Here is a 21,976-nt window from a genome sequence, read left to right on the forward strand (position 1 = left end):
AGAACCCTTACCGGAGCCCTTGCCGGAGCCTTTACCTGAGCCCTTACCTGAGCCCTTGCCAGAACCTTTGCCTGAGCCCTTGCCGGACCCTTTTTTTCTGGCCGCGTATTCGTCGTTAGCACTGGCTCCGCCATCAAAGGCATACCAATCGAACTGATTATAGAGATTATCTAACATGAAATGATCCTCGAAATATGAAAATCAAATATATCAAAGCGATTCTTGTTTGTGGAAAATTCTAGATATTAACATAACTAAGTAATATGAATATTTACAATTTTAGTTATTAACCATCAACTGTAGATGCTGCGTTCCTGCCCATGCAGGCGGAAATTTAAATTTCTCAATGAAGTGGTCCAATAAAAGGACGGATTAGCCTAGGCCGTAGCGATCGTGTACGGCGCAGAGCCAAGGCGTAAGTGGTGCCCATTCTTCCACACCATCGCTCCATCTTTGCAACCTGTCGATCAGGCGAGAGACCTCTTGGGCCGTCACGCCGACCTTGTCACCGGCAAGGCAATAGTCGCGATCCCACCATTCATCGTCGCGATGGTAATTTTTTGTCGCAAGCCGCAAGCGCAACAACATATGAGTAATACCGAAGTTGCGAAGATAATGGTGCGCTCTGTTGCGATCCATCGAACCGGAAAAAGCGGGTAGATAGCTGTTCAGCAAGCGTTGTTCTGCTTCGACAGTAAGGTTGGACCACTCGTCGCAAATCACAAAGGCGAGATCGTCCAATGCCTTGCTGCGTCCGCAGTCTTCCCAGTCGAACCACACCGAACCAGAAGGGGTGACCATAGCATTACCGGGTCTTGCGTCCCATTTAACGAATTCGTCGCGCTTGACGTTCATGAACTGGACTAACCGGTGACGATCCAGCGCGGGTGCTTCGATGCCTGCAAGTACAGAAATGCGCTTGGCAGCACCTGTGCGGTTCCAAAGCCAGTTATCGGCAACGCCGATACGTGGCACGCGGTGTTGCAAGCCAACAGTGCGTGCAGCCTCATGTAAGGCATGCAAACTGTCCAATGCATCTGCGGTTAGTCGCTCGCGCTCGTCTGCGTTCTCGGTGCGGTCCATGACCACGGGCAACCGCTCGCCGGTGACGAACTGCTGCACCACCCAGTCATCCTCTACCGCTCGCAGTTGAGGCACTTTGCCCGTCGAACCCAGAGCTTTTAATACGATGCCCTCGAGCTGAGCATCGTTGCTGTTTTCACGTCTGGCGAAGACGCAACGCTCATCCCCCATGTCGGCGATGAAGGCCGTTCGGCTTGTTCCGCCTGGAAACGCAACGCGCTCGGGCAAGCGTCCGAAAACCTTGCGGCTTAGCCGCTTTACCTGATCCGACCTTTCCTCACTGAACACTTCGGACGACGATTTTCCTGTTGCGGACATGTGTTTCGTTCCTTGGTGGGTATTCAGATCGTAGGGTAGCTGTCGTTCAACCTAAGACTATGCCTGTTCGATTACGCCGCCTGCATTGAGTGCTGCTAGTTTGCCGGTGAAGAATTCGTTTGCCTTACGCTTAAGACGGGCAACGCCTTTTTCGGACGCGCCAAATCCATGCTTCTCCCAGAAAGGATCATTTCCTTCTACGATCTCTATCGCCACTGTCTCAACGGCTTGTTGGAAAGTTACGCCATTGAGGGCTTTTAACAGTCGCCCTTCCATGAAGCCGACGCGGTAAGCGCAGCCGAGTTTTGGTGCCATAAGGTAACAACGACCTTCGCCGTCAAGAATTTGGTCGAGGCATGTGCGGTTGATCGCATGTGCCATCTTATAGCTTGCAGACGCGCTGAGATGTTCGTGGTTCATCGTCTCCATGATGGGCTGGATCTCTTCGGTGCCCACTAGATCAATTGCGATGTTCACAGCTGCTTGCAAATCAGACGAGGCGGCCTTCTCTATAAACTGTCCGACCGTTTGACTGCCCCGCATCATTTTAGTGCGAAGTGCTGCAACCTCGGAGCTTTGCAGATCAAGCGTACGTCTTCCCAGCGAAGCCGTCTTACGTTTAGGTTCAAGCTGTTTTTTTGCACCCAGCTCATAAGCAGACAGCGCACGGTTACGTTCATCAGGAGTTAGTCGCAGCCCGTCCCGAATATACAAATCACGCCGGAAGAATTCGTTGCGCATCAGACTGCGGCGAGCTTCCGCTTCTGTTTCGTTAGCGGCTGAGTCTGCAAAGGTCTGCAGGTCCGGCGATAACACGTTGTCGATGTCGTTGCGGTGCGTTTTCATTGTGCCTGCAAAGTCCAAGCCCAAGTTCTTCATTCCGTTGGCGACATCTTCAAAATACATCGGTTCAAATATCTGGTTGCAAAATTCATGCGCCACGTAGTTGGGGTCGCGCACCATAAGTCGATCGAGATAGGTCGATGCTGACGGGTTGTCCTTGAAATAACGCGCTCCACCATCACGGACAGCGGCAATTGTCTGCAGAGCTTTTTGTGCCCGCTCCACCGACGTGCCAGATTCTGCATTGGAATAAGACTGCATCATTCGCCACAGAGGAATGAGCTCAGACCAGCCGGGCAAAGTGTTGTAGCAGACATAAACCAGCCCACCCGGCTTCAGCGTCCGGTCGATCAGGTCGCGGATCTGCACACGGACATCCTCGCTCACCCAACTGTAGATACCGTGCAGGGCAAGAAAATCGAACATCGGTGGATCGCCATCGGCGTAGTCGCCAAAGCTGGCATCAATGAATGTGGTGTTGCTCAGCCCGCCTGCGGTCGCCAGTTCATTGGCGTTGACGATGTGTTCGGCGTTGAAATCAACACCGTGAAAATCACCTGTCGGGAACATGGGGGCCAGAAGATTGACGCTCACCCCATTGCCGCAACCAAGATCGCAATAGCTAAAATCATCTATGACAGACGGTGCAGCAAAGCCGTTCAGGTTCGCAATGAAGCTCATTTTCAGCGGATTCTGATACTCGAAATACGACCAGGTGTATGGTGCATCGAGAACGTATTCGCCTTCGGTGTCGGGCATGTTAGTGGTCATGATGTTGTTCATTTCAGGCTAAAGCCAGCTCAAAAGCTTGGCGTGTTCAGGCGAAAGCTTGCTGATATCGAGATCGGCAAGATCGACGGGGCTTTGGTTGTCGTAATTTAGATAGTCGCGGAACCACGGCCGTTGATAGACCATCGAAACGATTGGCCGCGGATGCAGTGAACGATTGGCAAGACCGCGATGCGACAGCCGGAAATCCATCAGGAAAGCCGAACCAATTGTAAGGTGCGGATCTACATGCGGCATCGATTTCGACGCACTTGAACTGATGCGATGGCTTTCAGGCACCAAACGTGTCGTGCCGGTTTCTTCTGTAAGATCGACCAGTGGGACAATCATGGTCATGGCAAACGGCGGCAACGCCATTTCGCCAGCTTCCGGGAAAAGTGCCGAATGGTCTTTGTGCATTCGCTGGTCTTTAGACCCTGGAAGCGATGTCACGCAGGTATAGCTACCAAGGATCGCGTCGTCGGATAACAGCCGTTTTACAACCGGCATTATTGGCTTCGCGGCGAAGAAATCCGGCTCGTCGAAAGGTGCGTTCATCGCAAGCGTCACCATGAAACGCTTGTCGCCTACACGAAGCGTGTCGTCATGATTGGCGGAGGACAGGTAAGAGCCGTATTGTGATAGATAGGCTTCCCGCATCCGTTCGATATGGGCGGTGGAAAAAGCGTTTTCCATGATGAGCGTACCGTTGCGCCCGAACAGTTCTGCGGCCTCGTCAAGCTTTGTGGAAGCGACATCGCCGGACTCACGCTCCGTTTGGGTAAACGTTACCGCGAGCTTCGACCAATGCGATGTTTTCGCGGGTTCTACCTTTGGGGATGTTGGTTGTTTGATAGTGTCGGCTGGCGGTGCAACCGAGGCCTCATACATTTTCAGCACCATCACCAGGTCGTCCAGGCGTCGTGTAATATTACGTGCGATGGTGGACGATCCATCAGGTACCACAGGGGGATAATCTGCAAAGCCGAGTACATAGTGCATGACGCCAGCCACCGCTGCAGATGGCACCGCGCTGCGCAACGCGCGCTCGTCAAGTAAACCCGCTTTCATGAGCGGAGTGGCCCACGCCATCACCTGCGCAAGGTCGCTTGCGATGGGGTTATCTGTGCCTGCCATTGCAGCAGGCGCAGCACGAAGTGCCCTGTACACGCGTGCTGCACCTGAAAACTGTGCGTGGAGCGAATAGCCAGCCGGGGCAAGCAACGCGTCGTCCCAGTCGAAAATGACGGTTGAACCGTCAGCGCAACGCATGGCATTAGAAGTGCGCAAGTCGCAGTGCTCCAAAAGCACTGGAAGGCTGTCACTGCGAGAAACTAATTCCTGCAGCCGATCCCGCTGAGGTCCCAACTTCGCGCGATACCCCTCAGCCTTTTCGCTACCCACCAATTGAGAAAGGTTCGCACTACCATCACCTGCAATTTCGATTTCTTCTCCGTTCACGAACATGAAGAAATTTTCGACGAGTTCGTTTGTCGGAAGATATCGCCGGTGACCCATGTTGGGATATTGAGCGTGAATTCCGACTTGGATGGCGGCAAAGCAGCTTAGAATATCGTAGCGGTCCTCCGGTTTTGCATCACGAGCGAATTTGGTGCCGTCAATATCTGCAAATAGGTACCATCCGCGATCTGGACGACTGGCCAAGAGTTCGGGAACCCGTTCAGGAACCGTATTGGACAAGGCCGTGTGAAGCGTCTGCAAGCCAGTATCAACAGTTGGCGAAGTCTTGAGGAAGCACCGGGATTCGCCGCCATCTAGCTGGTAAACACTGGCCCACGCATGATCCGATATCATTTTTGAGTTTTTGTGGCCGGAATAAAGACGTGCCCACCCCAGGCAGCGTTGCTCTTGAATCGACATTTTGAAATATCCACATTTCCCTAATTCCCTGCAGGATCGGATAAGTCGATTACAGTCGGGTTAATGTGGGCAGGCAGAGCATTTTTTAGACATCCGCTAGCGGTGCTGCGTGCTCGAGATCAGTTCTCTTGAACCGCGAGGTGAACTAAATTTCGTGGCCCGTGCACCTATATGACGACGAACATCCCATAGGCTTTTCCGGAATTGCAAATTGTGAATTTTGAGATGATCTGGTGCCTGCCCAATCGTCTGTGAACGAAAATAGCCAGAACTCACCTTCCTGTGGGTCGACGTGATGGCCTACCGTATCGCTTGGGCCAAGGTGTGCGGTCTTAGCTTAGTCAATATCGACGGTGTTGCCAGATCGAGGCCTCTACTCGAACGCGAAAGGATCAAACGAGACACGTTCAAACAACGGCGTTTGCAACACTGCAACCAAGCCGCGTAAAATTGGAAGCGTTGTTCTATCTTGCGATCAACGAAGCGCGCCAGGCAGATAGAGTGCCAGTTGAGGCAGCGCGATGAGCGCTGCGACCATTGCCAACATGGCGAGTACAAACGGCATAGCGCCCAGCATCACTTCGGACATAGAGCCGCCCTTGCGTGCGGCCTGAACCACGTAGAGATTCAAGCCCACAGGTGGTGTAATAAGCGCCATTTCGATGAGAACAATCATCAAGATGCCGAACCAGATCGGATCATAGCCGAGGCTGACAATAATCGGCACGACGATCGGAATAGTGATGACCATCAGCGACAGCGTTTCGATGAAAAATCCGAGTACGATATACATGGCGACGATGACCATGAGCATCCAGAACGGGTCGAGACCGAGACTTGCAAGGAATGCGCTGAGCTCATTCGACAAACCGGCGGCGGATAAGGTGAAGTTCAGGAATGATGCGCCAATGACGACCAGCATGATCATGCACGTGATTTTGACCGTACCGACCAGCGCTTCCGTTATCATTTTGACCGATACTGCGCCGAACATCGCGGCGATAATGAACGCTCCGCCAACTCCGACGGAAGCGGCTTCCGTGGGTGTTGCCCAACCTTTGTAGATTGATCCGATGATCATCGAAAATAGGATGATGATCGGCCCTAGCGAAGCCAGGCCCATGATCATTTCACGCAAGGGAAAAGTTCGTCTCTGGCCGCCCAATTCAGGGCGGATGGAACAGATGACAGCGACCATCGCCATGAACAGAAGCGCCAGCAAAATGCCTGGCACCAGGCCAGCAAGGAAAAGCTGTGGAATGGAAGTCTGGGTTAGGAACCCATAGACGATGAGATTGATCGACGGTGGGATCATGATGCCCAACGTTCCGCCTGCTGCGATAGCACCAGAAAATAGTTTGGGATCGTAGCCCAGCTTTTCAGCTTGTGGCATGGCAACCGTTGCTACAGTTGCTGCCGTGGCTACCGACGAACCGGACGTGGCGGAGAACATGGTTGCGGTTGCGATGTTGGCGTGAACCAGCCCGCCGGGAAGCCACGATACCCAGCGGTCGAGCGCTTCATATGTGCGCGCGGCGATGCCGCTGCGGACCAGCAATTCGCCCAGCAGCACAAAGAAGGGAATGGCGATAAGGGCTGCGTTTTCGGATGTGGACCAGACCATCGACCCAAGCCCACGCAGAAGCGGAAAAGGCGTGAAGAATTGATCGATGCCAATGCCCAGCAGGAAAAGGACAATGCCGACGGGAATGGAGAGTGTGAGCAGACCCAACAGGCCGATAGAAATGAAGCCGAGCATTACGCGCCCTCCACTTCAGGAAAGACTCCGGTGAAGCTCTCGGCTTTCTGGAACTCGCCCTTTGCCACCAGCGCCATTGCCGCAATGAAAGTTAGCCACGCCATAATGGCGAACCAAATCCAGCCCGCAAACCACGGTACCTGAACGAGGGCCAGCGGTGTTTCCAGCGGCGTGTTCGCGTGGGAATTATTCTTCAGCGTTGCGGCAACTACCTGCCAGCACTGGACCGCGATGATCGATACGGTGGAAGCAAGCGTAAACATCGACACCAGATCGAAGACGGCCTTCCATTTTGTCGATGTGTTGCTGCGCAGGAAATCGATCCTGACATGGGAGAGTTCGAGCAGGGCATAAGCCATGCCCCACGCGGTACCGATAGCCATCACGTAGCCGGAAATTTCGTCGGTACCGCCGAGAGAATTGCCCAGACGGCGAAGAACGATGTCGACAAGGACCAACGCAGCGCAGGCGAGGAACATGACGCCGGTGATGATTGCCACGCCCCTGTTCAAGCTGCGCAGTCCTATGAGAATTCGTTCCGCCATCTGGGCGCTCCTTAGTTGTCCCCGTTACTTTTGGGCCTGTTATTGAGTTTTGATCGCCACACCGACGACTTTGCCAACACTGTCGTTCCAGCGTTTTGCCCAATCACCACCGGCGCGTTCTGCCCATTCCGGCAGGACCTGTTCTTCCAGAATACCGCGAGCCTTGGCGATATCCTCATCAGTGGCTTCGACCAACGTCATGGAGCGCTTGTCACCGGAGGTGCAATCGCCTTTACCGGTGAGGCAGCCGATATCATTAGCCAGCGCGTTTTGGGCAGATGCCCATGCTGGTGCTTCGAAATTTTCTGTGACCTGCGTCTGGATCAACGTCTGCGTTTCAGCATCCAGAGTGTTCCATTTGTCTAGATTGATCGCAGTGACCACCGGATCCCATCCACCCAGTGGGATAGTCAGCAGGTGCGTGGATACTTCCCACCAGCCCGCGCTGTAGCCAGAACCTGCACCGGTAACGGCGCAATCGACCACACCCTTTTGCAACGCGCCGGGAACTTCCGAGAAGGAGACGTTCACACCTTCAGCACCGAGCGCTTCAAGAAATTTTGCGGTCATGCGGCCGGACGCGCGGATTTTCAAACCCTTTAGATCATCCAGCTTGGTGACGGCTTTGTTGCAGAACACAACCTGTGGCGGATAGGGCGCGATGGCCAGAACCTGTGAGTTGAAGCGAACCTTGAAAATTTCCTCCACCATCGGGCGGGCAGCTTCTACGGAGGCTTGCGCTTTAGCAGCGGTCATCGCGAGGAGAGGAACGTCCAGACCTTCCAGTTCAGGTGCGTCTGCAACCGCGTAGTCGCCAACCGTCATGCCAACGTCGAACACGCCTTGTCCGAGAAGACGGAAGACTTCGCCGACACCAAGATTCATCTGGTTGTGGGTGGTCACAGATGTGTTGATTTTGCCGCCGGAAGCTTCGGGCAGGGTCTTGCCCCAGAACGGCGCTTCATACTCGTTGTGCAGCGGCAGGCTCGACCAGCTGCCGACGACTGCAAGGTCTTCGGCAAGTGTCGGGGTAACGATTGCTGCGGAAGCTGCGCAGGCGATGAGAAATTTCTTCATTGGGTTCGTCCCTTTCAGGTGTGCTGTGGGTGTTTGAAAAGATGCACGGGCTGTCACAGCGTTGATCCGTACATCGAAGATTGACCTCATGAGGTGGCGCGGCGCGGCTCACTTGTTTGGTCGGTGAAATCTAGGATTGACGGCATAACCACCGGCACATCGGAGGAGTGGATGTCTGTCACCAACATGCAGCCTGGTGCATGGGTGATGCAGAGTTCCGGCTTTGCCCGTTCGATGGCCGCTTGCGGCGTTACTCCGCAGGCCCAAAACACGGGAATTTCGTCGGGGGGGACATCGACTGCATCGCCGTAGTCTGGCGCACCGAAGTCAGTAATTCCGATTTTCTTAGGGTCGCCCCAATAGATCGGTGTGCCATGGGCGTGGGGAAAATTGGCGGATAAATCGAAGATCGCCGGTATCTGATGCTCGGGAAACGAGCGCATCGTGACGACAAGCGGGCCGTGAAAGATACCCCCTGGCATTGTGTCGATATTCGTCTTGAACATCGGTACATTCCTTCCCTGCTCGATGTGACGAACGGGATAGCCGTGAGACATGAGAGCCTCTTCAAACGTGAAGGAACAGCCCAGCACGAAGGTCACCAGATCATCGTTCCACAGGTCGGCGATGTCTGTGACCTCGCGTTCAAGCTTGCCGCTGTTATGAATGCGATAGCGCGGCAAATCGGTTCTGATGTCGAAATTGCCGAGAGTTGGAATCGAGACCTCACCGGGGCGTGTGATGCCGATCAACGGGCATGGCTTTGGATTGTTGGCGCAGTAGAGCAGAAAATCCTGCGCATGTTCGCGCGGTAGAATGACAACGTTGCCCTGCAGGAAATTGGGCGCTTGCCCGGCAGTCTGGCCGCTGAAACGGGCGGCTCTGACTTCTTCACGAAGCTTTGCACCTGTCTTGAATTTCTCAGCAATTTGCATGTTGCAAGCCTCCCGCTGTTAAAAGGCAAGAGACCAAGCTGAAAATCAAATCGAAAAAATTGTTCAGTTTTGATAAATATTTTTTATCAGTTGGGGGTCGAGAAACTTGGCGGCGCTAACGCCTATATCTTGCACAAGGCTGCTGTTGGGTGTGCCGGAAACGTGGCTGGATGTGAAATGAATGGGCGGTAAAGACGGCTCGGCGTTCAATTCGACCAGATCGCCACGCGCAATTTCGGCGCTAATGATTGCACGAGGCAGTGCGCAAATGCCGTAGCCAACCAACGCAAGGCGCACGATCGCGCCGAGTGATGTTGAGCTCGTTATTTTCAATGTGCCGGATGTGTGGGGAGACAGCAATTCGCGCAGATAACGGTAGGGGCGTGTGTTGGCGGAAAATGTTAAAATGCCTTGATCTGCCAACGATGCTGCGTCCCATAAGCTGCTTTGTATTGCGATTTTTGGCGCAGCAGCGAAGACCATATCATATCCGCAAAGGTCGACATTCTCGATGCTTGCCTCGGCAATTGGGCCCATGAGAAATGCGAGATCCAATTCGCGTGCGACCAAGGCATTTCGCAAGTTGTTGGTCGCATCGACGGTTAGATCGAAGCTGAGGTTGGGCCGCATTTGCGCGTAGTTCGATAGGAAATCTGGCAGCCAACTGCCGACCACAGTTTCTGAGGCGCCAAGCCGCACCGACTGCTCTGCTGTCGTGGTGTCGGAGAAGCGGTTGATGACGGACTGGTCCAGCTCCATCATTTTGGTGGCATAGGGCAGCAAATCACGACCGGCTGCTGTCAACTCCGTATTGCGCGTATCGCGCTGAAAGACAGCTGTTCCGAGGTCCTGTTCTAGAACCTGAATACGCGCGGTGATTGCCGGCTGAGTGACGTTTAGATGCTCTGCTGCTGCCCGAAACGAGTTCAGATTTGCGATCCAATAGAAGGTGTCGAGGTTTCTGATTTTCATGGTGAGCGCGTATCACGCCTAAGTTTGAAATCAAAAATGTCTCGCCTCGACCTTCTTCTACTTCCGTGCGCCTTGCACGATACGGTCTAGGATCATGGCGCAGAAGAGGATTGAGAAACCGGCCAGAATACCTTGGCCAACATTGGCGTATTGAAGCGCTTCAAGCACATCTTCACCGAGGCCTTTTGCACCGATCAGCGATGCAACCACGACCATGGCGAGGGACAACATGATCGTCTGGTTTATGCCTGCTCGGATTGATGGAGCAGCCAGAGGCAGATCGACCCGTGTCAGCAAATACCATTTCGATGCGCCAAAGGATATTGCAGCTTCGCGCACGGCTTCAGGCACACCTCGTAAGCCAAGCACGGTTAGGCGCACGACAGGAGTGCCACCGAAGATCATGGTTGTTACGACTGCTGCCGGTTTGCCGGTGCCGAAAAACGCGATGACCGGGATCATGAATACGAAGGCGGGCATGGTCTGCATGAAGTCCATGATAGGCTGGATCACCGCATAAAGCCGGTGACGGCGCGCGCATAACATACCCAGCGGAATGCCGATGAGGATGGACAGGCACGCGGCTGTGCCAAGAAGCGCGAGCGTCGTCATCGCTTTTTCCCAAAAGCCCAGCAGCCCCATGTAGAGCAGAAACGCGCCTGACCAAAGGGCAGGGCGGACGCCCGCAGACAACCATGTGAGCAGGATGATGAAGCTCGCCACAACGATCCACGGTGTCTGAACGAACACCGTTTCCAGCGCGTCCAAAAGCAGACGGATGCACCACGTGATGAAGTCGAACAATGCGTCGCCGCTGGATACGGCCCATGCAAAGAAAGCCTCCACGCCGGAGATGGCCTCCAGTCGTAAGGAGGGGTCCGTTGGGAATTCTGATAGCGCGGGCAACGTGCCCGGAAAGCTATAATGTAACACGGCTGCAGCAACGATGAAGATGCAGAAGACCGCGCTGAAAATGATCTGCTGTACTGGCATACCTGAAGGCACATCCGGGTCGGATAGCCAGTCGGAAAAACGGGCTTCCAACACGCTGTTGGCAACGAGTCCTTGGCCGATTTTGGCAATGAGCAAAATAGCGAAGCCGGCAAGGGCGATCCAGATGCCCTGATCTGCAATCTGCTCGGCCTCCAACCGTATGCCGCCGATTGCGCTTTCAAGCGACTCCACCGTTCGGCGATAGACATCAATCTTGTCTGAACCGGACTCTTCAGCTGCTGCAAGCTGGCTGCGCCGCAGTTCCAGTGTGCCTTCGATGGAGGCAATGCGTTCGCGGGCAGCGATTGCGAGATCGCCGAAAAGGCCGCGGGCGATTTGAACGAAGGCAATCGTTTCAACGATCAGGAACCCCACCGCCCATTTCCACAAACCGCGACCGCCAAACCAGATGGGGCCGAACAGGGCTGCGAAAAAATTAAAAGTGGCGGTGAAACCGGACTGACTGCCGATCTTCTGGAATTCGGTGGCGTAGCGCTCTGGATTGGTACGAACAAATTCGGCGACCTTTTCGCGTCGTTCCGCTGCAATCGCGTCCAGCTTTTCTGCCGATACGATGATTGCATCATCCATCGTGGTTTCAGCTTTTAAATCGGGAGCCAAGTCGGTCACGCTCATGATACTTCCGTTCCGTCGATGACGACTTGAAGGATGTCGCGGCGGGTGATGATCCCGACAGATTGTCCCTCATCCATGACGACAATGGGTGCGTCGTCGGCGATGGCCATGTGGATGATTTTGGACAGGGCTTCGCTTTCTGCAACTTGCGGTGCGTCAGCTGGAACGGGTCCGACCTCGGCCTCATGCTGCGCGACAGGCCGCATCACAGCATGGGCGCGAACAACCTTCAGGCGCGAGATACCGGCAACGAATTCGGCGACGTAATCGTCTGCGGGGTTCATCACCACTTCTTCAGCGGTGCCGATTTGCACAACCCGGCCATCGCGCATGATCGCGATACGGTCGCCAACGCGGACGGCCTCGTCGAGGTCGTGGGTGATGAAGATAGTGGTCTTTTTCAGAATCTTAGACAGGCGAATGAACTCATCCTGCAGTTGACGCCTAATCAACGGGTCGAGAGCGCTAAAGGGCTCATCCATCAGCAGCACGTCGGGGTCGGCTGCTAGTGCGCGGGCCAAGCCCACGCGCTGTTGCATGCCGCCCGATAGTTCATGGGCGAATTTGTTGCCCCAAGCGCCGAGGTCCACGATGTCGAGAATTTCGCGTGCGCGGCGCATTCGGTCATTCTTGTTTAGCTGGCGGATTTCCAACGGCATGGCGACATTATCGAGAACCGAGCGGTGGGGCAGCAACGCGAAGTTCTGGAACACCATCCCGATCTTGCGATTACGAAATTCCCGCAGCGGGGCTGGAGCAAGGGACGTAACGTCGGTGCCCTCAATAGAGATTGTGCCTGACGTGGGGTCCAGAAGGCGGTTGAAATGGCGCACCAGCGTGGATTTCCCACTGCCGGATAATCCCATGACGCAGAAGATTTCGCCGCGGTTGACCGACAGGCTGACATCGGCGACGCCGACGACCGCGCCATAGCGCTCAAGAACCTCGGCCTTGCCGATGCCCTCTTCTTTAACAGCCTTCATGGCGATGTCGGCATTGGCGCCGAAGATCTTCCATACCTTGGAAACTTCAACTACCGGAGCTGTCTGATCTGCCTGCATATCGCTCACCGGCTGGCCACTCCATGGTTTGCTATCTTGGGATTTGAACGGTGGCGGATGGTAAAGGCATCCGCCACCGAAAAGGTTATTGCAGGACTAGAGGCCCAACCAACCGTCAACACGATCGGAGTTAGCGGCGACCCATTCCTTCGCTACTTCGCCCGGCTCGCGGCCTTTACCGGAAATTTCGTAGGCAAAGCTGGATACATCATCGGCGCTCAGCTTGAAGCGGTCGAAAAATTCGGCGATGGCCGGCGAACGTTCTGCCAGAGATTTGGACCAAGCGATCTGTACGTTCTTCAACGCATCCTTGGTGGCGACCTTTGAATCGGTGAACCAGTCAGGTGAGTCTGAAGGCTGCACCATTTTGTAGTTAGCTGGGTCGAATGTAGGCTCGGTGAGCATTTCTACGTCGAACATGTACCAGATAGCGTGGGGCTTGTAGCAATAGAAAGCGTAACCTTCGCCTTTGGCAATTGAATCTTTCACGCGGGCAGTTTTGACAGCTTCTTCTGCTCGGATAGGCTCGATGAAGTCACCCAAACCATAGTCGCGCACTTTGACTTCGTTGACGTTGGCCGAAGCCCAACCCGGTGCGCCAATCCACATTTCGCCTTTGCCGTTGCCATCGCTGTCCATTTTGGCAGCAACGTCTGGGCGGCCAAGATCAGCGATGTCAGTCACTTTGTTTTCAGCAGCGAAGTTTTTGGAAACGCAGAAGCCCTGATTGCCTTCGTATGGATTGGAGGAGAGCTGAACGGTGCCTGCTCCATCGACATATTTCTTCGTGAAGCTTTCCTGGTTGGGAAGCCACACATCCGGGTGCACGTCGATGTCGCCTTTGCCCTGATCCATCGCTTGGAAAATCGTGGCATTGTTGCCCGGTACAAGTTCTGCCTCACCGCCGATGCGGCTGGTGACCACTTCAGCCAGCAGATGCGCAACGGCCTGCGCGCCGGTCCAAGACGGTACGCCGATGGATACTTTTTCAGCTGCGAAAGCTGTGGTGCTGAGTAGGGACAGCGTTATGGCTGCAGTGAGCGTTCTCATGGAAGTTTTCATGATGTTTCTCCGGTTGGTTTTAGATTTTCAGTCCTGGACCCCGACCAAACGGCCGGGTTCAATTCGCAAGCGTTCAGCCGGTGCGGCTCAACAGAGTTTCTTCATAAGCGGGCAGCGCTGACGAGCCGCCTGTGTGCAGAAATAGAACATTGTCAGTGGGCTTGAAAAACCCATCGCGCACAAGCCCGATAAGACCAGCCATTCCTTTTGCCGAATAGACAGGGTCAAGCAGCAAGCCTTCCTGACGGGCCGATAGGTGGATTGCTTCGATAGTACTGCCGGCGGGTATGCCGTAGCCCTCGCCAACGTAACCATCATCGACGATGACCTTGTCTTCGCTTATTTCGGTGCCGCCGAGCTTGGCAAGCGTGCGCTGCGTTAGGCCGTGAACAGCAGCGATCTGTTTTTCGCGCGGCTGACGTACGCTGATCCCCATAATAGGAAGATCGCGGTTCAGCATCTGGAAACCCGCCAACAGACCCGCATGAGTACCGGTGCTACCGGTGGCCATGACGAGCCAATCGAAGGGTTTGTCGAGATCGTTTTCTTGCGCCACGATTTCCTCAGCGCAAACAGCATAACCCAGCGCGCCGGTGGGGTTGGAGCCACCACCGGGAATGAAATAGGGCTTATGTCCTTCGCTACGCAGCTTTTCGGTCACGGCCATTGCTTCGGCATTCATATCAAGACCGGCTGGACGATGTTCTAGGGTCGCACCGAACAGCTTATCGAGAAATACGTTGCCGGAGCTTTCGTAATTATCGTCGTGCTTAGGCACCCGCCGTTCCAAAAGGGCATGGCATTTCATGCCCACTTTACAGGCAGCTGCCGCTGTCTGGCGAACGTGGTTGGACTGAACCGCGCCTTGCGTGACCAGCATGTCTGCGCCTTCAGCTACAGCTTCACCTACAAGAAATTCCAGCTTACGGGTTTTATTACCGCCGGTTGCAAGGCCGGTGCAGTCGTCTCGCTTGATGAACAAATTTGGTCCGCCGAGATGCGCCGACAGACGGGGCATGGCTTCTATCTCTGTCATGAGATGGCCGAGCGAGACGCGTTCGAACCTATCTATGTTCAAACCATCAGCCGATGCTGAAGTTGGGGCGGTGGTGTTCATCGTAAATCCGTGTCGCGCTTTTCTGATGTGAAGACTAGTCACGGGTGCCAAGCTAGGTCCAATGTCATGTTCACCTAACATCATGCAAGAAACGCATAACTATGCAATTCGACTGGCTCCGCGATCTCGACCATCTTGCCGAAACGGGCAATTTCTCTCGTGCTGCAAAACTGAGTCACCTCAGCCAGTCAGCCTTCAGCCGGCGCATCAAGGCGCTGGAAGAATGGGTGGGTGCTGCGTTGGTTGATCGCTCCCGCCAGCCTGTTCATCTGCTGCCAGCAGGCGAGCAAATTTTGCATGCAGGCAGGCGTGCTCGCGAGCATCTGGACAACGAGCGCAATACAATTCGTGAGGCGCTTGGCGTGACTGACAAACAGGTGGTGACGTTTGCTGTTCCTCATTCAATCGGCTGGCGGTTTTTTCCTGATTGGTTGAACGGACTTGAGGACGGTTTCGGTGCTTTTCCATCCAGCCTGCGGGTAGATGATCTTCCGCGTTGTCTGGAAGCTTTGGAGAACGGGCAGGCTGATTTTATTCTCAGCTATGAGAGCGCAAACTCGCGAGGACTTGCAGACAATGAAGGGCTGCAATCACTGGATATCGGGCGGGACGAGTTGCTGCCGGTGTCGAAACCATCGCCTGATGGAACTCCTGTTTTTTCACTTGATAAGGAAGCGGATGAAAATGTCCCGTGGCTACGTTTTGATACGCATGCGCCAATGGCAGGGCACTTAGCTCCGATTGTCAGCGAGCTGGAAAATTCCGGTCGCCTCAAGGTTGTTTATGAAAACAGCATGGCTGGGGCTCTACGCATTCGTGCGCGTGATGGCGCAGGCATTGCCTGGTTGCCTCGAAGTCTCGTTGCTCCAGATCTGGCAGCAGGTGTCTTGGTGGTGGCTGGATCGTGGGCCTTGCAGGTTCCAATGGCAATCAAGCTCTACCGCGATGTCGATGGCGCAAGAGACCAAGCGGTGAAGCTTTGGACTTTTCTACAAAGCAAACTCTAGCAGTTGAGTTTCACCAAAGTCGTGCTGCTGACGGCAGACAGTTCTCAGTCGCTCAACTAGAATGCGTCGGCTGCCTTGAATGCTTCCAACCCCTTGTCTTCTTCGTCGTCGAATATGTCGTCAGACGCTTCCAATTTACCTATACGGTCCAGCCGAAAGTTGCGAAAATCGCGGCGCGTTTCGCACCAACTGGCCAGCACCCAAACCGGCGTTGCGAAAATGAGGGCCAGCGGGCGCAAAGTTCGTGCTGACTCCCTGCCGCGCTCATCTGTATAAGTGATACCAATTTTTCGATGCTCGCGGATGCATTCCCGCAAGTGCGAGAAACTCACGGTCCATGGCACTAGGTTTGCATCGGGAATGGAGTAGGTCGTGATCTGCTGCATCTCACTTTGGATTTCTGCGGGAAGAACAGTTTGTATTTTGTCGAAGGCGTTCATGGCCTTCTGCGCGAACTCGTCATCCGTCCATTGCCGAACCATAGCGATGCCCAGACCAATTGCTTCCAATTCGTCCATGTCGAAGGCGACTGGTGGCATGTAGTAACGCTTGTCGATCACATACCCCACGCCTGCTTCACCGCTGATTGGGATATGCGAGTCCATCAGCGCCTGCATGTCGCGATAGACGGTACGGGTGCAGATGCCGAACTCATCGGCAATCTGCTGGCCCGTTACCGCGCGACTGCGAGAACGTAGAAATTGGACGATACGGATTAATCTGTCCGCTCTTCTCATGGGGCTACTTCCGGCTTGGTTAAATTTTGTCGCTGCAAAGACTACTGACACTATGCTGTCAGTAGGGTGTCTTTAGGAAGAGCTTATTCGCCAATCAGGCGATCGCACTTTTGATGAGGAATAGTCCTATGAACAGAACACCAGTGAACCCTTGGCCTTGGTCTTTGCACGTTGGCTACAATCAGGCGGAGATCGTTGAGGGCAACAAGCGACAGTTGATATGCGCTGGCCAGACTTCGGTGGATGCTGAAGGCAAGCCGCAACATGCCGGTGACATGCGTCAGCAGATTGCGCTTGCGTTGGACAATCTGGAAGCGGTTCTGGAAGCCGCTGGCATGAGTTTGGCAAACGTCATCCGTCTGAACATCGCTACCACTGACGTGGATGAAGCACTGAAGAACTTCGATTTGATGGGTATGTGCTTTGGGCCAGCGGGTGTTGCCCCGCCGCAAACATTGCTCGGTGTTACGCGGTTGGCGCTTCCCGAATTGATGTTCGAGATTGAGGCTACTGCGGCAGACTAGATCGGCCTAATGAATGGGGCGGCTGGGCGTTCAGTCACCCCATTTTGTTCAGGCTCAATCTGCTGAAGGCGCATCCTGCGTCTTGCTGCGCATTTTCGCGATCACCGGCGACAGCATCGGCACGAACAGGCACGCTGCTGCGATTAGCAGGATGGAAAGCGTCAGCGGGCGCTCCCACAGGAATGACCACGAGTCATCGCTGATAAGAAGTGCGCGGCGCAGGTTCTCTTCCATCATGCCACCGAGAATGAAGCCGAGGATCATTGGTGCCATGGGGAACGATAGAAGCCGCAGGATCGTGGCCGCCAGTCCAAACAGCACCATGAGTTGAATGTCGAAAGTGTTGAAGGACACGAAATAGACGCCGATGAGTGAGAAGAACAGAATGAGCGGCAGCAGAAAGCGGGCGGGGATCGCAAGAACGCGGGCGATGTGCGGGATCAGCGGCAGGTTCAAAACCAGCAGAATGATGTTGCCCAGCCACATGGAAATGATGACCGACCAAAAGACGTCCGGCTGGTCGATATAAAGGCGCGGTCCAGGTTGGATGCCGTAGCCGATAAGTGCGCCCAACATTATGGCGGTTGTGCCTGAGCCTGGAATGCCCAAGGTCAGAAGAGGAACGAAGGAACCTGTTGCAGCTGCGTTGTTTGCGGTTTCAGGAGCGGCCAACCCGCGAACGGAACCCTTGCCGAATTCCTTCCCCTTCACCGGACCAGCAATGCGCTGTTCCGTGCCGTAGGCGAGGAAACTGGCAATGGTTGCACCAGCGCCGGGCAACACACCGATGATGAAGCCGAGGACGGACGAACGCCCGATCACCGGCACCATTTCCTTCACCTCTTCTTTGGTGATTTTCATTGAGCCGAGTTCGGAGGCGGCCTTACGTTCGGCTTCGCGTTTGGATTCGTCCACCTTCTTGATGATAGCCATCAAAGCTTCCGACAGTGCGAATGTTGCCATGACCAGCAGTAGGAATGATATGCCATCAACGAGGTCGATCATGCCCAAAGTGAAGCGGGGCACGCCGACGGTCTGGTCAGTGCCCACGGTAGATAGCATGAGGCCGACCACCGTCATTAGTAGCGCCTTCAGCACTTCGCCTTTGCCCGCAAATGCGGCGACTGCGGAGAGGCCGAGCACCATAAGCGCAAAATAGTCGGTCGATTGAAACGAGAGCGATACGGATGCCAGATACGGCGCGGCGATCAGCAGCAAGAGCGCTGCAATTACACCGCCGGAAAATGACGAATAGGCGGCGATAGCGAGCGCTTTGCCCGCCTTCCCTTGTTTCGCCATCGGGTAGCCGTCGAAGGATGTCGCAACCGTGGAGGCCACACCCGGCGCGTTGATGAGAATGGAAGACGTCGAACCGCCGAAGATTGCGCCGTAATAGACTGCAGCCATAAGGATTATACCGGCCGAGGGCTCTAAACTGGCAGCGACAGGGATCATCAATGCAATCGCCGACATTGGTCCGAGGCCCGGCAACATGCCGATGAATGTGCCAACGAGGCAGCCCATGACGACGAAGATGATGTTTTGAAATGTGAAGGCCGTGGATAGGCCGATGAGGATGCCATCAATCATCGGTTCAGCCTCTCAGAAACGCAGGAAGCGGTTCGATGAAGACGCTCAGGCCATAGTTCATCAAAACCCAGAAAGAGACCACCAGCGGCACCGCAACCAGCAGCAGCTTTGCGATGCTGCGCTCGCCCAACATGGCGAAGCCGATCGTCAGGAACAGCGATGTCGATAGCAGGAAACCGGCGGGGCGAACGGCCAGCCCGTAGGCTGACATAAGTGCCAGAAAGGCTAGGCCGAGACCAAGCTTCTGACCCGTCAGTGTGAAGCGTTCCTTATCGCTTGGAAAAGCGATCACAAGCACAGAAAGACCGACGCCTAGCACGGCCAAAACTTCTGGCATTGTGCGGGCGTGGAAGGAGGAGTTCAACTGGAACGGCAACAGTTTGATGTTCTGGCTTTGCCAAGCGTAGATCAGACAAAACGTTAGCATCAGCAAGCCGCCGATACGGTCTTTGGACAAAGCCATCCGTCCATCCTCCCAAATGGTTTGTTGTAAAAAGAAGGCCGGGCCATAGGGACCCGGCCTTCTTCGTTTTCGTCAGTTCAGAGTAGCGTCCTAGAGGAAGCCGAGCTCTTTCATCAGTCCACCGATCTGCTCTTCCTGACCTTCCAGGAATTTCACGAAATCAGCGTCTGCATTGAAGATGTCGACCCAGCCGTTGCGATCACGAACGGTGGCCCATTCTTCAGTGTCGTACATTTCCTTGAGAGCGGCGATATATGCTGCCTTCTTCTCGTCGGAGATGCCGGGCGCTGCAAAGAAACCACGCCAGTTGACGAAGTTCGTGCCTTTGGAACCAGCTTCATCGCAGGTCGGGGTGTCCTTGGATGCTGCAACACGCTCCGGAGATGTGACGCAAAGGATGTTCACTTCACCCTGACGGGCGAGTTCAATTGCTTCACCGAAACCGGTGGTCAGAGCCTGAATTTCGCCGGACAAAAGGCCGGCCATCGCTTTGCCGCCAGCGTCATACGGGATGTACTTCACTTTTGTAGCGTCCTGACCGGCGTTCTTCATGACCAGTGCCGCGATCAGGTGGTCCATGCCGCCTGCAACGGAACCACCACCAACTGCGACAGTTTTCGGGTCGGCTTTGTATGCTTCAACCAAACCGTTCAAATCGGCGATCTTGGAGTTTTTGCCAACGACGATTGCGCCGTAGTCACCAATGGTACCCGCAATTGGTGTCAGATCGCGGAACGACTGCGGGAAAACCTTGGTCAACGAACGGATGACGATAGGCGTGGAATTCACCATCAAAGTGCCTTCGTCCTTGGTCTCGATGATGTGGGCGATGGCCTTGCCGCCGCCGCCGCCGGACATGTTTTCGTAGGTAGCAGCGCCCACTAGACCGGACTTGGTCAGGGCTTCACCTGTTCCGCGTGCGGTACCGTCCCAGCCACCACCGGCGCCGCCGGGGATGAGGAATTTAACGGCATCGACTTTCTGGTGACCATCGGCATGAGCGACTGAAGCGCCAGCCACGAGTACGCTGGCAGCCAGTGCCAGCTTGAGCATTTTCAACATATGTTCCTCCCAGGAATATTTTCGACGCGCTGTTAGCCGCGCGCTGCCGTGACGCTAACACCGCATTTTGGTTAGGCCAATGGAAGATATTGGAAGGTTTATGAATTTACGGATGTCGCTGTATTTTGACATTCAGCGGCCGTGCAGCAGGCCGTTCGAGCATTAGCCAATATAGCCGAGCTTCGCTTTGTTAGTGCGACCTATTACGCGTCCGCAACAGAGCTTAGGAAATTTGAATTTTAGTTGGATTGGCCGCTAACCGCTGCCTCGTACCACTCCACGATCAACACGCGTTCGTCATCCGTGATCTCTGACAGGTTGCCGGGCGGCATGGCGATGGAACGACCGGCTTGCAGATAAATTTCCCGAGCGTGACGGGCGACGTCTTGGTCGCTTTGCAGAACCACACCTTTGGGCGGCACGATCATACCTTCCCATGTGGGTTCATCTGCATGGCACATGGCGCAGCGGCCTTGCACGGCGATAGCCGCCTTTTGGAAACCCGGAGCAGCCATGAATTGCTCGACCCGCGCTGAGGTCGCAGCTTGCGCTTCTCCGGTGGAGAACTTTGGATTAGTGGACAGCCAAGCTGCAACAACGAACAGGATCGCAGTTGCGAGCCATGTCCAGCTCGGCCCTTTGCCGGTAGCATGCATGGTGTTGAAGTAGTGGCGGATGGTGACGCCCATTAGGAACACCTGCGCTGCGATGATCCAATTGTACTCGGTGCCAAATGCCAGCGGATAATGGTTCGACAGCATCAGGAACAGCACTGGCAACGTCAGGTAGTTGTTGTGCATCGAGCGTTGCTTGGCGATTTTGCCGTATTTGGGGTCGGGTTTTCGTCCCGCCTTCAAATCGGCCACCACGATGCGCTGGTTGGGCATAATGATGACGAAGACGTTGGCCGTCATGATGGTCGCCGTGAAGGCGCCAAGATGTAGAAATGCGGCACGGCCCGTGAAGATTTGCGTGTAACCCCAACCCATGATGACCAGCAGTACGAACAGCAGAACCATGAGGCCGTTGGTGTTCGCGCCGATGGGCGACTTGCACAGGAAGTCGTAGATGATCCACCCAATGGCGAGGGAGCCTGCCGAAAGCGCGATGGCCTGCCATACGGCGAGGTCAGCCACGTTGCGGTCGATCAGATAGAGTTCCGCACCGGCCCAATAGACGATGGCGAGCAGCGCGACCCCCGAGACCCACGTTATGTAGCTCTGCCATTTATGCCATGTCAGATGTTCGGGAAGGCGTGCCGGTGCCACGAGGTATTTGGTGGTGTGATAAAAGCCGCCACCGTGGACTTCCCATTCCTCACCGGATGCGCCTTCCGGCATGTCGTCAGCCGGTTTCAACATCAGGTCGAGCGCGATGAAGTAGAAGCTTGCACCAATCCAGGCCATGGCTGTGATGACGTGCAACCAGCGCACCCCAAAGGATAGCCAGTCCCACATGACTGCGTAATCGTAATACATCGTTGCCTCCAAACGGTGCAGACGGTTGGCCTGCAGACCCTGCGTAAGGTCATGCCCAAGCTTGT

At 54.9% G+C, this 21,976-nt stretch carries 19 protein-coding genes; 2 read left to right on the forward strand and 17 right to left on the reverse strand.

What is annotated here, in order from left to right:
• Positions 1 to 372 precede the first annotated feature (372 nt).
• From R2A130_RS08145 to R2A130_RS08200, 12 genes are all read right to left on the reverse strand, one after another.
• On the reverse strand, positions 373 to 1,401 hold the full coding sequence (locus tag R2A130_RS08145; protein ID WP_009464569.1) for a phosphotransferase: 1,029 nt from the start codon (positions 1,399 to 1,401) through the stop codon (positions 373 to 375).
• Positions 1,402 to 1,458: 57 nt separating this feature from the next.
• Positions 1,459 to 3,015: a class I SAM-dependent methyltransferase gene (locus R2A130_RS08150; RefSeq protein WP_198008682.1), complete on the reverse strand. Its 1,557-nt coding sequence runs from the start codon at positions 3,013 to 3,015 to the stop codon at positions 1,459 to 1,461.
• Between the two features lie 18 nt (positions 3,016 to 3,033).
• The gene (locus tag R2A130_RS08155) at positions 3,034 to 4,734 is read right to left on the reverse strand and encodes a phytanoyl-CoA dioxygenase family protein (protein ID WP_009464571.1); all 1,701 of its coding nucleotides are present in this window, start codon (positions 4,732 to 4,734) and stop codon (positions 3,034 to 3,036) included.
• Between the two features lie 634 nt (positions 4,735 to 5,368).
• Positions 5,369 to 6,652, reverse strand: a complete 1,284-nt coding sequence (locus R2A130_RS08160; protein ID WP_009464572.1) for a TRAP transporter large permease — start codon at positions 6,650 to 6,652, stop codon at positions 5,369 to 5,371.
• Positions 6,652 to 7,197 carry a TRAP transporter small permease subunit gene (locus tag R2A130_RS08165; RefSeq protein ID WP_009464573.1) on the reverse strand — a complete coding sequence of 182 codons (546 nt, stop codon included), beginning with the start codon at positions 7,195 to 7,197 and terminating at the stop codon, positions 6,652 to 6,654. Before R2A130_RS08165 ends, R2A130_RS08160 begins: the two co-directional genes overlap by 1 nt.
• A 39-nt stretch (positions 7,198 to 7,236) precedes the next feature.
• Positions 7,237 to 8,274, reverse strand: a complete 1,038-nt coding sequence (locus tag R2A130_RS08170) for a TRAP transporter substrate-binding protein (protein WP_009464574.1) — start codon at positions 8,272 to 8,274, stop codon at positions 7,237 to 7,239.
• A gap of 86 nt (positions 8,275 to 8,360) precedes the next feature.
• A complete protein-coding gene (locus tag R2A130_RS08175; RefSeq protein WP_009464575.1) occupies positions 8,361 to 9,209 on the reverse strand; it encodes a putative hydro-lyase in 849 nt (282 codons plus the stop codon).
• A gap of 63 nt (positions 9,210 to 9,272) precedes the next feature.
• The gene (locus tag R2A130_RS08180; protein WP_009464576.1) at positions 9,273 to 10,181 is read right to left on the reverse strand and encodes a LysR family transcriptional regulator; all 909 of its coding nucleotides are present in this window, start codon (positions 10,179 to 10,181) and stop codon (positions 9,273 to 9,275) included.
• A 57-nt stretch (positions 10,182 to 10,238) separates the two neighbouring features.
• Positions 10,239 to 11,810 carry a proline/glycine betaine ABC transporter permease gene (locus tag R2A130_RS08185; RefSeq protein ID WP_009464577.1) on the reverse strand — a complete coding sequence of 524 codons (1,572 nt, stop codon included), beginning with the start codon at positions 11,808 to 11,810 and terminating at the stop codon, positions 10,239 to 10,241.
• Positions 11,807 to 12,871, reverse strand: a complete 1,065-nt coding sequence (locus R2A130_RS08190) for a glycine betaine/L-proline ABC transporter ATP-binding protein (protein WP_040305488.1) — start codon at positions 12,869 to 12,871, stop codon at positions 11,807 to 11,809. Before R2A130_RS08190 ends, R2A130_RS08185 begins: the two co-directional genes overlap by 4 nt.
• Positions 12,872 to 12,967: 96 nt before the next feature.
• Entirely contained in the window at positions 12,968 to 13,933 is a 966-nt protein-coding gene (locus R2A130_RS08195) for a glycine betaine ABC transporter substrate-binding protein (protein ID WP_009464579.1), read from the reverse strand.
• Positions 13,934 to 14,006: 73 nt separating this feature from the next.
• Complete coding sequence (locus tag R2A130_RS08200; protein WP_009464580.1) at positions 14,007 to 15,050, reverse strand: D-cysteine desulfhydrase; 1,044 nt, start codon at positions 15,048 to 15,050, stop codon at positions 14,007 to 14,009.
• Positions 15,051 to 15,151: 101 nt separating this feature from the next.
• On the opposite strand from R2A130_RS08200, the gene R2A130_RS08205 reads away from it, so the two are divergent.
• Entirely contained in the window at positions 15,152 to 16,057 is a 906-nt protein-coding gene (locus R2A130_RS08205) for a LysR family transcriptional regulator (protein ID WP_009464581.1), read from the forward strand.
• Positions 16,058 to 16,113: 56 nt separating this feature from the next.
• Here the strand turns inward: R2A130_RS08205 and R2A130_RS08210 are convergent, their stop codons facing one another.
• A complete protein-coding gene (locus tag R2A130_RS08210; RefSeq protein WP_009464582.1) occupies positions 16,114 to 16,794 on the reverse strand; it encodes a YafY family protein in 681 nt (226 codons plus the stop codon).
• Between the two features lie 128 nt (positions 16,795 to 16,922).
• On the opposite strand from R2A130_RS08210, the gene R2A130_RS08215 reads away from it, so the two are divergent.
• Positions 16,923 to 17,318: a RidA family protein gene (locus R2A130_RS08215; RefSeq protein ID WP_009464583.1), complete on the forward strand. Its 396-nt coding sequence runs from the start codon at positions 16,923 to 16,925 to the stop codon at positions 17,316 to 17,318.
• A gap of 54 nt (positions 17,319 to 17,372) precedes the next feature.
• Here the strand turns inward: R2A130_RS08215 and R2A130_RS08220 are convergent, their stop codons facing one another.
• The 4 genes from R2A130_RS08220 to R2A130_RS08235 all read right to left on the reverse strand — a co-directional run bounded on the left by R2A130_RS08220 (position 17,373) and on the right by R2A130_RS08235 (position 21,911).
• Positions 17,373 to 18,908 carry a tripartite tricarboxylate transporter permease gene (locus R2A130_RS08220; RefSeq protein ID WP_009464585.1) on the reverse strand — a complete coding sequence of 512 codons (1,536 nt, stop codon included), beginning with the start codon at positions 18,906 to 18,908 and terminating at the stop codon, positions 17,373 to 17,375.
• 4 nt (positions 18,909 to 18,912) lie between these two features.
• Positions 18,913 to 19,371 carry a tripartite tricarboxylate transporter TctB family protein gene (locus R2A130_RS08225; RefSeq protein ID WP_009464586.1) on the reverse strand — a complete coding sequence of 153 codons (459 nt, stop codon included), beginning with the start codon at positions 19,369 to 19,371 and terminating at the stop codon, positions 18,913 to 18,915.
• A gap of 90 nt (positions 19,372 to 19,461) precedes the next feature.
• Positions 19,462 to 20,433, reverse strand: coding sequence for a tripartite tricarboxylate transporter substrate binding protein (locus R2A130_RS08230; RefSeq protein WP_009464587.1), 972 nt, complete (start codon positions 20,431 to 20,433; stop codon positions 19,462 to 19,464).
• A gap of 239 nt (positions 20,434 to 20,672) precedes the next feature.
• Positions 20,673 to 21,911: a urate hydroxylase PuuD gene (locus tag R2A130_RS08235; RefSeq protein ID WP_009464588.1), complete on the reverse strand. Its 1,239-nt coding sequence runs from the start codon at positions 21,909 to 21,911 to the stop codon at positions 20,673 to 20,675.
• Between the last annotated feature and the right edge of the window lie 65 nt (positions 21,912 to 21,976).

It is taken from the genome of Ahrensia sp. R2A130, from assembly GCF_000179775.1.
Classification (GTDB): domain Bacteria; phylum Pseudomonadota; class Alphaproteobacteria; order Rhizobiales; family Rhizobiaceae; genus Pseudahrensia.

What these genes read in the sequence shown, in the direction of transcription:
- R2A130_RS08210 (WP_009464582.1), bottom strand. Translation starts at nt 16,794, where the DNA reads ATGAGAAGAGCGGACAGATTAATCCGTATCGTCCAATTTCTACGTTCT.
- R2A130_RS08200 (WP_009464580.1), bottom strand. Translation starts at nt 15,050, where the DNA reads ATGAACACCACCGCCCCAACTTCAGCATCGGCTGATGGTTTGAACATA.
- R2A130_RS08145 (WP_009464569.1), bottom strand. Translation starts at nt 1,401, where the DNA reads ATGTCCGCAACAGGAAAATCGTCGTCCGAAGTGTTCAGTGAGGAAAGG.
- R2A130_RS08165 (WP_009464573.1), bottom strand. Translation starts at nt 7,197, where the DNA reads ATGGCGGAACGAATTCTCATAGGACTGCGCAGCTTGAACAGGGGCGTG.
- R2A130_RS08215 (WP_009464583.1), top strand. Translation starts at nt 16,923, where the DNA reads ATGAACAGAACACCAGTGAACCCTTGGCCTTGGTCTTTGCACGTTGGC.
- R2A130_RS08230 (WP_009464587.1), bottom strand. Translation starts at nt 20,433, where the DNA reads ATGTTGAAAATGCTCAAGCTGGCACTGGCTGCCAGCGTACTCGTGGCT.
- R2A130_RS08195 (WP_009464579.1), bottom strand. Translation starts at nt 13,933, where the DNA reads ATGAAAACTTCCATGAGAACGCTCACTGCAGCCATAACGCTGTCCCTA.
- R2A130_RS08185 (WP_009464577.1), bottom strand. Translation starts at nt 11,810, where the DNA reads ATGAGCGTGACCGACTTGGCTCCCGATTTAAAAGCTGAAACCACGATG.
- R2A130_RS08160 (WP_009464572.1), bottom strand. Translation starts at nt 6,652, where the DNA reads ATGCTCGGCTTCATTTCTATCGGCCTGTTGGGTCTGCTCACACTCTCC.
- R2A130_RS08190 (WP_040305488.1), bottom strand. Translation starts at nt 12,871, where the DNA reads ATGCAGGCAGATCAGACAGCTCCGGTAGTTGAAGTTTCCAAGGTATGG.
- R2A130_RS08205 (WP_009464581.1), top strand. Translation starts at nt 15,152, where the DNA reads ATGCAATTCGACTGGCTCCGCGATCTCGACCATCTTGCCGAAACGGGC.
- R2A130_RS08175 (WP_009464575.1), bottom strand. Translation starts at nt 9,209, where the DNA reads ATGCAAATTGCTGAGAAATTCAAGACAGGTGCAAAGCTTCGTGAAGAA.
- R2A130_RS08150 (WP_198008682.1), bottom strand. Translation starts at nt 3,015, where the DNA reads ATGACCACTAACATGCCCGACACCGAAGGCGAATACGTTCTCGATGCA.
- R2A130_RS08220 (WP_009464585.1), bottom strand. Translation starts at nt 18,908, where the DNA reads ATGATTGATGGCATCCTCATCGGCCTATCCACGGCCTTCACATTTCAA.
- R2A130_RS08180 (WP_009464576.1), bottom strand. Translation starts at nt 10,181, where the DNA reads ATGAAAATCAGAAACCTCGACACCTTCTATTGGATCGCAAATCTGAAC.
- R2A130_RS08225 (WP_009464586.1), bottom strand. Translation starts at nt 19,371, where the DNA reads ATGGCTTTGTCCAAAGACCGTATCGGCGGCTTGCTGATGCTAACGTTT.
- R2A130_RS08170 (WP_009464574.1), bottom strand. Translation starts at nt 8,274, where the DNA reads ATGAAGAAATTTCTCATCGCCTGCGCAGCTTCCGCAGCAATCGTTACC.
- R2A130_RS08235 (WP_009464588.1), bottom strand. Translation starts at nt 21,911, where the DNA reads ATGTATTACGATTACGCAGTCATGTGGGACTGGCTATCCTTTGGGGTG.